At 58.6% G+C, this 8,396-nt stretch carries 8 protein-coding genes; 5 read left to right on the forward strand and 3 right to left on the reverse strand.

Annotated features, from left to right (window positions below; translation table 11 throughout):
* Positions 1-45 precede the first annotated feature (45 nt).
* A complete protein-coding gene (locus tag IP81_RS06725) occupies positions 46-825 on the forward strand; it encodes an IclR family transcriptional regulator C-terminal domain-containing protein (RefSeq protein WP_054107234.1) in 780 nt (259 codons plus the stop codon).
* A gap of 49 nt (positions 826-874) precedes the next feature.
* Here IP81_RS06725 and IP81_RS06730 read toward each other — a convergent pair whose 3' ends face one another.
* Positions 875-1,660 carry an enoyl-CoA hydratase-related protein gene (locus IP81_RS06730; RefSeq protein ID WP_054107228.1) on the reverse strand — a complete coding sequence of 262 codons (786 nt, stop codon included), beginning with the start codon at positions 1,658-1,660 and terminating at the stop codon, positions 875-877.
* Positions 1,661-1,811: 151 nt separating this feature from the next.
* Positions 1,812-3,281 carry a 3-hydroxyacyl-CoA dehydrogenase gene (locus IP81_RS06735; RefSeq protein WP_054107229.1) on the reverse strand — a complete coding sequence of 490 codons (1,470 nt, stop codon included), beginning with the start codon at positions 3,279-3,281 and terminating at the stop codon, positions 1,812-1,814.
* A gap of 176 nt (positions 3,282-3,457) precedes the next feature.
* On the opposite strand from IP81_RS06735, the gene IP81_RS06740 reads away from it, so the two are divergent.
* The 4 genes from IP81_RS06740 to IP81_RS06755 all read left to right on the forward strand — a co-directional run bounded on the left by IP81_RS06740 (position 3,458) and on the right by IP81_RS06755 (position 7,573).
* On the forward strand, positions 3,458-4,483 hold the full coding sequence (locus IP81_RS06740) for an aromatic ring-hydroxylating dioxygenase subunit alpha (protein WP_197274556.1): 1,026 nt from the start codon (positions 3,458-3,460) through the stop codon (positions 4,481-4,483).
* A gap of 327 nt (positions 4,484-4,810) precedes the next feature.
* A complete protein-coding gene (locus IP81_RS06745) occupies positions 4,811-6,076 on the forward strand; it encodes a CaiB/BaiF CoA-transferase family protein (RefSeq protein ID WP_054107231.1) in 1,266 nt (421 codons plus the stop codon).
* A gap of 5 nt (positions 6,077-6,081) precedes the next feature.
* The gene (locus tag IP81_RS06750) at positions 6,082-6,747 is read left to right on the forward strand and encodes a carboxymuconolactone decarboxylase family protein (protein ID WP_054107232.1); all 666 of its coding nucleotides are present in this window, start codon (positions 6,082-6,084) and stop codon (positions 6,745-6,747) included.
* Positions 6,748-6,763: 16 nt separating this feature from the next.
* The gene (locus IP81_RS06755; RefSeq protein WP_231626253.1) at positions 6,764-7,573 is read left to right on the forward strand and encodes an enoyl-CoA hydratase-related protein; all 810 of its coding nucleotides are present in this window, start codon (positions 6,764-6,766) and stop codon (positions 7,571-7,573) included.
* A gap of 76 nt (positions 7,574-7,649) precedes the next feature.
* Here the strand turns inward: IP81_RS06755 and IP81_RS20105 are convergent, their stop codons facing one another.
* Entirely contained in the window at positions 7,650-7,844 is a 195-nt protein-coding gene (locus IP81_RS20105; protein WP_157573112.1) for a hypothetical protein, read from the reverse strand.
* Between the last annotated feature and the right edge of the window lie 552 nt (positions 7,845-8,396).

Here is an 8,396-nt window from a genome sequence, read left to right on the forward strand (position 1 = left end):
GTAGTGTTCGATTATCGATCCAAAAGCGATTGGACACGCAGCGATATGGAAAGCTCTGAACTGGCGACATTTGCCGGCGACCCGAACTTCATGATGTCGCTGGGGCGCGGCCTTCTGGTGCTCAAGCTTCTGGCCGGGGCCGAACGCCCAATGACGTTGGCCGTCGTCAGCCGGCGCAGCGGTCTCAGCCGGGCAGCCGCGCGTCGCTGCCTCTACACCCTGGGGCAATTGTGTTATGTTGAACCCGGAAGTAGGGGATATGTGATCCGCAACGACGTGCTGGCCCTGGGGCGGGGGTTCATGAACCCGGAATCGCTCGCGGCCCGCGCCCAGCCCTTGCTTGATGTGCTCAGGGACGAACTGGGAGAATCCTGCTCGATCGGCGTCCTTGAACAGGATCATGTGCGCTATATTGCGCGCTCCGAAGCATCCCGCATCATGTCGATCAACCTGCGGATCGGCAGCCGTCTGCCGCTTTACGCGACATCGATGGGGCGTGTGCTGCTGGCAGGGCGATCCGTGGCCGAGCGGCAGGCCTATCTCGAGCGGATCGCCTTGACCCAGCTGACCCCGCGCACGGTGACGGACAAGGCGCGTTTGGTAACGATCCTTACCCATGTCGAACGCGACGGGTTCGCAATTATCGATGAGGAACTGGAAGTGGGTCTGCGCTCCGCTTCAGTGCCAATATCGGGCAAGGGCGGGGTCATCGCAGCAATCAATGTCGGAACGTCGAGCGGACGGACAAGCGTGAAAGCGCTAAAGGACAAGTTTGTGCCTGTCCTGCAGCAGGTTGCGCGGGAAATATCGCGACTTGTCGAATGAGGATCGCCGCCAGTGATCTGCCAAACAAGGGCAGCCATAATCGGAATGATCACTTGCCCAAGTAGAGGGGTGCGCGCTTTTCAAGGAAGGCGCGCATGCCTTCCTTCTGGTCCTGGCTGCTGAACAACAGCATGAAGGCGTGCCGCTCAAGCGCGAGCGCATTGTCGATCGGCATGTCAGGTCCTTCGTTCACCAGCTTGCGGATCGCCGCGACCGCCAATGGGGGCATGGCAGCAATCTGCCGTCCGAGACGCTCCGCTTCGGCCCTAGCCTCCCCGGCTTTGACAACCTGCGAGATCATCCCCAGCGCGTGGGCTTCTGTTGCCGGCAGATGGTCTCCGGTGAGAAGCAGCATCATTGCACGGTGGCGGCCCAATGCGCGGGCAAAGGCCTGCGTTCCGCCTGCTCCTGGCATGATCCCGACGCGAATTTCGGGCTGGCCGAACAATGCTGAATCGCCAGCAACGATCATGTCACAGCACAAGGCCAATTCGCACCCTCCGCCCAGTGCATAACCCTCGACGGCCGCTATCAGTGGCTTTTCGGAGCGGCGCAATGCGCGGAACATGCTGTCGGTACCGATTGTCAGGTGCTCTACCGGCGTAATGTCGATCATTTCCGCGATATCGGTTCCAGCGGCGAAATAGTCGCCCGCTCCGGCAATGACGATAACGCGTGTCTGCGGGTCGGCGTTGCACCGCGCGAGAGCTGCAGCAATTTCGCCCTTCATCGCATTATTGAGCGCATTGCGGCGTTCCGGTCGATCCAGAATGATTGTCGCGACAGGTCCGTCTCGCTCGACACGGACAATGTCTGAGGGTGCGTCGTCTGCCAATGGTTATCTCCAGAACCGATGTTTGATCCATGCGTTGAACCGGTCGAAGCTGTGACCACAGCAGCAACCACCACGGGAACCGAACTTCGAAATACCTAAAACACAACTATATATTTGGAAAGAAACACAAAAATCATTTGACAGTCGCTGGTCAGCTTGGCGGCGCATAGGCGGACAGGCCCAGCAGCGCGCGGCGGCGCAGCCACAAACTGGGGCGATAGCGGTCAGATCCTGTTGCCTGATGAAGGGCTTCCATGATCTGGAATGTTTTGGATACCCCCAGGCGCTGCGCAATCTCGATCGGTCCGAGCGGATAATTCTGGGCGAGCTTCATTGCCATGTCTATTTCGTGCGGATTGGCGATCCCGGTTTGCGCCAGTTCGCACCCGAGATTGGCGATCATGGCGAGGATCCGCTGGAGCACGAAACCCGGAGAATCCTGGACAACCTCCACCGCGAAGCCATGACTGCGCAGCCACTGCGCCACGCGTTCTGCCGCACTGCCACCGCCGATAGCGGACATTACGGTAAGATGCCGCCGGTCCGCTGCCGTGAGATCAAGGGCAACAGTCATCTTTGGATCAAGGCCAAGTCGCGCGCAGATCGTCGCACAATCCTCGCCGACCGGTGCCACCAGGTTGAACTGATCACCCCCGGACAGCGCCACGCCGGTGGCGACCGGTTGCCAGCGTTCATCAGGTTCCACGATCCGCGCCGATAGCGCGAATGGTGCATCCGGGCTTGGCGCTGGCTGCTCTGGCGCTGCCGCATCGCCATAGTCATGAAAGCCCCGGCCGGTCTTTCGGCCAAGCCGGCCTGCAGAAGCCATCAGCTGGTGCATCGGAGTTGTGCGGAGCCTGGGATCGTGGTTGTAGCCGGCGTAGATGTAGGTGCTGGCAGCCAGATTGATGTCGATGCCCGTGAGATCCATGAGTGCGAATGGCCCAAGGGGAAATCCGCCGCCATGGTGCATGATCCGGTCGATTGTTGCCGCGTCGGCCACCTGTTCGTTCGCGATGGCGAGGGCTTCAAGGATATAGGCCCGGCCCTGAAGGTTGACCAGAAAGCCGGGGGTGTCCCCGACGGTGACGGATGACTTACCGAAGCGGTCGGCAAGCTGGCGTACCTTGGCGATGGTATCGTCGCTGGTGTCCGGTGCTCGCACAATTTCAACGAGACGCATCACCGGTACAGGATTGAAGAAATGCATGCCGCATATCCGACCCCTGATCATGCAGGCCCCGGCAATTGCGGCGACAGACAGCGACGAGGTGTTTGTTGCCAGAATGGCCGTTTCGGCAACGATACCTTCAAGGCGTGAAAACAGCGCCAGCTTGGCATCGAGCTGTTCGACGATCGCCTCGATTACGATATCGCACCCGGCGAGTTCGGGAAGGTCCGAAGCAATTTGCAGACGGGAGAGGGCGGATTGCGAAGCGCCTGCCGGCAATTTTCCCTTTCGTTCAAGGGAGGCAAGCCGCCGGGCGATTTCGTCACGCGCCCGCTGCGCGGCTTCCGGCACAGTATCGAGAAGGATGACATCGGACCCCGCAGCTGCCGCGACCTGGGCAATGCCCGCGCCCATCGGTCCGCAACCGATTACGCCGACGCATTGGATCATTCTTATCGCTATGGCCCTTAATCCCGTTCTGGATGGCTTTGAGTAACCGGGCGCGGTTGTGAATCTTGTACGCGGCGGTCCGGCTGTGTGCAGGTTGTTGCAAAGCCGGCAGGGCATGTCTAGTATCTATCATACGGTTTTATGATTTATCGCCATATGGGGGCATGGAGGGACGAATGGAGTATTTGTACGACGCTTGGTATGTCGCAGCTATGTCTTCCGAATTCCCGGATGATGGAATTTTCGCTCGCGAATTCCTGGGGGTAGGGGTGGCGATGTTCCGGCAGGCCGATGGTACGATCGCTGCGGTTCGTGATCAGTGCCCTCACCGGTTCGCCCCGCTTAGCCGGGGCAAATGCATTGGCGATACGATTGAATGCAAATATCACGGTTTGCGCTTCAACGGGCTAGGCGAATGCGTGCTGAACCCGCACGGCGACGTCATTCCCCCAAACGCGCATATCAGGCATTTTCCGGTTGAGGAGCGTTTCGGGCTGGTCTGGATATGGATGGGTGATCCTGATCGCGCTGATCGGCGCAAGATTCCCGATCTCGAATTTCTTCAGCAAAGCGATTACAGAAGAACGATATTCAACTATATCTTTGCGGAATACCGGTCCGATATCCTGGTGGATAACCTGGTCGACCTGTCCCATGCTGATTATCTTCATGTCGGGACTTTTTCGGGCGGGCCTGGTGAAGATACCCAGCTGAAGGTTTGGGAAGAAGGGGACGCCGTCGTTGCTGAACGTGTTCAGATTCGCGCGCCTACTCCGCCGATAGCAGGCTTCCTTGGGCCATATACTGATTCGACTTTCCTTCTGAAGTGGCAGCCTGGCAATGTCCTGAGCTACTCCATTCGCATGGTTTCGTCGGACCCGGCTTTGCATGGTGAGGAATTGCAGCAGTTTGCCCACATCGTGACCCCCGCCAATCATGAGCGTACCCATTATTTCATGGCAGTGACGCGCCCCCTCAATGGGCGGGATCCCCCGATTGAGGCGCGCGCAGCGAACCAGCGCCGTGTGGTCAGCGAAGAGGACGGCCCCATGTTGATGGCCGTTCACCAGCAAATGGATGGCCGGGAACTGATGAGCCTCAATCCTCTGGTTTTGCCTACTGACGCCGCCAGTTTGCGCATTCGAAGGGTGATCAAGCGGCTAAAAAAACGGGATAGTGCTGATCTGGTGCCTTTGTCCTGATCGGCACAAGGAAGGGAAGAGGTTCGCTCCGCTTACCAGATCGAGTTGCTTGGGTTTTCGCAGTCGCCACCTTAAGCGGACTTATCCTGGAGTGCCTGAGGTGCTTCGTTCTGCTTGGCTGATTTCGTCTGCGACTTGGCCGCGAACGGCTGCGGTGCATAAATCCGACGCCGTTCTGTAGGCAAATCCCAAGGTTAAGGAAATGTCGGTTTTCGTCTCGCAATCTAGCTTGTTAATCCAAAAAGGATAGTTTTATAGGCTATGGTGTTTCCGCTGAGGGATATGGTTAGGCAGTGCGCTATTTGCACGAACTTTGAGGTCAACTGAATGCTCCAATTGCAAGCTGACGACACGACAACGGTTACCGGAGCGCGGCCGCTCGACGGCGTTACTGTTCTTGACCTTGGGCGGATATTAGCGGCGCCTTGGGCCACGCAGATACTTGCCGACCTTGGCGCGCAGGTGATCAAGATCGAACGGCCTGTAACTGGCGATGATACCCGCGCGTGGGGCCCACCCTTTGCGCAAGGGCACGGTGTGGACGATGCTGCCGTTTCGGGATATTTTCTGGCGGCCAACCGTGGCAAGAAATCTGTCGCAGTCGATATATCAACGCCGCAAGGGCAGGAATTGGTGCGCAATCTTGCCGCTCGCTGCGACGTGGTGGTCGAAAACTTTAAGGTGGGAGATCTTGCCCGCTTCGGGCTTGATGCCGCTTCCATGCGCAAGGCCATTCCTGGATTGATCTATTGTTCTGTGACCGGATTCGGCCAGGATGGGCCCAGGCATGAACAAGCTGCGTACGATTTCGCCATTCAGGCGATGGGCGGAATAATGAGCGTCACCGGTGAGCGTGCGGACTTGCCGGGTGGGGGAGCACAAAAGGTCGGCATCCCGGTTGTGGACTTGATGACCGGAATGTACGCGGCGGTCGCAATCCTTGCCGCCCTCAACAGGAAAGCAGCTACCGGCGCTGGCGAAACGATCGATCTGGCGATGTTCGACGTAGCTGCCGCCATGCTTGGCAATCAGGCCATGAATTTTCTCCTGACCGGACGCCCACCCACGCAGGGAGGCAACCGACATCCGAACATCCAGCCGCAAGATGTGTTTGCCTGCTCCGATGGAGACATAGTCTTGGCTGTTGGAAACGATCGCCAGTTCGCGAAGTTGTGCGGGGTGCTTGGTCGGGACGAGTGGGCGCTTGATAGCCGTTTCAAAACCAATGCTGCCAGGGTGGCTGCCAGTGCGGAATTGACCGGCCTGTTGCTCGGCGCTTTTGCCGCCTGGAGCCGGGCAGACCTTGTTCGCGCGCTTGAGCAATCCGGTGTGCCCTGTGCTCCGGTTAACAATATTGCCGAATTCTTCGATGATCCGCAGATTGCTCATCGCCAGATGATTCGCCGCCTTGAAGCGCCGGGATACGGTGAAATTCCACAGGTCGTCAGCCCCATGCGTTTCTCGGATGCGCCACTTCGCTTTGACGTACCGGCGCCGCGGCTTGGTGAACACACGGCTGAGATTTTGGCCGCAGCCGGCATCCAGGGCGATGCTTTGGTTCAACTCGAACAAGATGGGGTGGTATGCACCTAGGCTCAATGTCGGAGGTCGCTGTGCGTGTTTCGGGTATCCGCATTCCATTGTTGGACACCACAGAGATGTCGAGCGAACAGTTGCTCATCCATGATGAGATTGTGGAAGGGCGCAGAGGGCGGCTTGTCGGCCCCTTGCGGGCGGCAATTCTTGTGCCCGAGTTGGCGCGGCACTGGTCCCGGATGGGAGAGTTTCTCCGCTATGGCACTCGATTGCCGAGCCGGTACACCGAGCTTGCCATCCTTGTGGTTGGTCGGCGCTGGGCGGCTGCGCTCGAATGGGCGATCCATGCTGAAGCAGCGCAAGCGGCAGGGTTGTCGGTTGTGACGATCGAAACGATCCGGACGGGTGGGCGGCCGTCCTTCTCAGACCCCGCTGAACTCGAAGTGTATGAATTTGCCCGCAGCCTGCAACAGACAGGTCGCGTGCCTGATGACGAATATGCTGCGATCGAGGCCCGATGGTCCATCGAGGGGGCAGTCGAACTGACAGCCGTAATCGGCTATTATACTATGGTTGCCATTACGCTGAATGCCCATAGGTTTCCGGCACCGGACGGCAGCACGCCCTTTGCCGATGAGCCGGGACACCTAGAAGTCCTTCCCGCATTGCCAATGGGTGAAGCTGGCGGGCCAAGCGAGGCCTCCCCGGAGCGTACCGTGTCCAACTAGGAAGAGGGGATTTAAATTGGATGATCAGCAAGGCAGCGCTGTGCTGCAGATCGACACGCTTACGCGCTTCAAGGTTGCGCTGCGGGATCATGTCGCAACGGTCCAGATTGCAGCACCGCCGGTTAATGCTCAGGATGCCGCGTTCCGCGAAGAGATCATCCGGATTTTCGATGTTTTGGGCAAGGCATCCGATGTTCGCGCCATTGTCCTCTGCGGGGAGGGGCGGCATTTCTCTGCCGGCGCAGACCTTTCCGGACGGTCAGAGATCCAATCCATGCCAGGCGGCTATGCGGCCCATAACAGGCTTGTGAGGGCCGCGTTCGACGTTGTCATGGACTTCCCAACCCCGGTGATTGCCGCAGTTCATGGCGCAGCAATCGGCGCCGGCGCCGTTCTGGCGCTCGTTTGTGATATTCTTGTGGTCGCTGATGATGCATTCATGTCGATGACCGAGGTCGACTATGGCATGGCAGGCGGCGTGCGCCACTTCTTGCGCTCATTCAGCCCGTCGGATGCGCGACTGGCAATCTATACCGCCAAGCGGATCAGTGGGGCCGACCTTTACCGGATGAATGTGGCATCGGTATGTGTTTCTGCCGACCAGCTGGCCGAAACGGCACACGGGATCGCGCGAACGATCGCCGACAAGCATCCCTTGGCGATCGTTGCAGCCAAGAAATCATTCAACGTGACCGAAGAGATGGGGCTGCGCGAAGGCTACCGTTACGAACAGGGCCAAACGGCAGCGTTGTCGGAATGTGAAGATACACAAGAAGCCTTGGCCGCCTTCCGAGAGAAGCGTCGGCCAAAATTCACCGGTCGATAGGGTGGGCGAGCCAGTTTTGGCAGGCTCTGGGCACCATAGGTTCGTCATGCACTCCAGTCATGGAACTGGAGCTGATTTAATGACGGATGCGCCAACCCAGCGGGCGCTGGGGACGTTGGATGCTGGCAATGGCGCGGCGCAGAATGCGCTGCAAAGGCTTTGATGTCAGTACCCAGCGGCGTGGCCCGCCTTGCCTGGCGCTGATCGCGATGCGGTGGCTGACGCCCTTGTGGATCGCGCTTTGGCTGACTGTTACCAACCCTGCGGACATCGTTTTCGAGTTCGCGACTCGGGGAGCATTGCTTGTCTTTACACCATTCTTTTTCGTGCTTTGGGCGGCAATGAGCATTATTCCTTACAAGCTTGTCCTACGCATTCGCGAGATCAGCAGCAGAGCCTGATTGTTGCCCGACAATTCCCCGTCTCAATTCCGAATTTGGACGAACTTGGTTGGCGCGCCGCAAGCGGCCTTCACCGTAAGGCTACCTATGTGGTAAGTTGTCGCTCATCTTTTCCGTCCCATGCTTGTCGTCCGGGCCGCAAAGCCCCGGTATCCGTTCGGGCCTGAAGGAAAAGAAAGGGGCGATCATACTCTAACCCGGTCCCATAACGACCGGCGGTTTCGCGATCCGTCCCCTTCCGCCCGGGCCGGGGTGGCCACCCCGGTCCGGGCAATCCATCATGACCCAAACGGACGACAAAGTCATAAGACAAGCGGTGATCCTGATCGGTTAGGATCGGAAGCCGCTCTTAAGTCCTTCTCCAGCACACAATTGAATAGCCGGTCTTGGGGCTGAATTGGCGCAGAGAAATTTTTCTTGCA

Source organism: Novosphingobium sp. AAP83 (assembly GCF_001295795.1).
In the GTDB taxonomy this organism is placed as follows: Bacteria; Pseudomonadota; Alphaproteobacteria; order Sphingomonadales; family Sphingomonadaceae; genus Novosphingobium.

Coding starts and splice junctions, on each gene's coding strand:
- IP81_RS06735 (WP_054107229.1), bottom strand. CDS start 3,281: ATGATCCAATGCGTCGGCGTAATCGGTTGCGGACCGATGGGCGCGGGC.
- IP81_RS06725 (WP_054107234.1), top strand. CDS start 46: ATGGAAAGCTCTGAACTGGCGACATTTGCCGGCGACCCGAACTTCATG.
- IP81_RS06750 (WP_054107232.1), top strand. CDS start 6,082: ATGTCGGAGGTCGCTGTGCGTGTTTCGGGTATCCGCATTCCATTGTTG.
- IP81_RS06745 (WP_054107231.1), top strand. CDS start 4,811: ATGCTCCAATTGCAAGCTGACGACACGACAACGGTTACCGGAGCGCGG.
- IP81_RS06740 (WP_197274556.1), top strand. CDS start 3,458: ATGGAGTATTTGTACGACGCTTGGTATGTCGCAGCTATGTCTTCCGAA.
- IP81_RS20105 (WP_157573112.1), bottom strand. CDS start 7,844: ATGTCCGCAGGGTTGGTAACAGTCAGCCAAAGCGCGATCCACAAGGGC.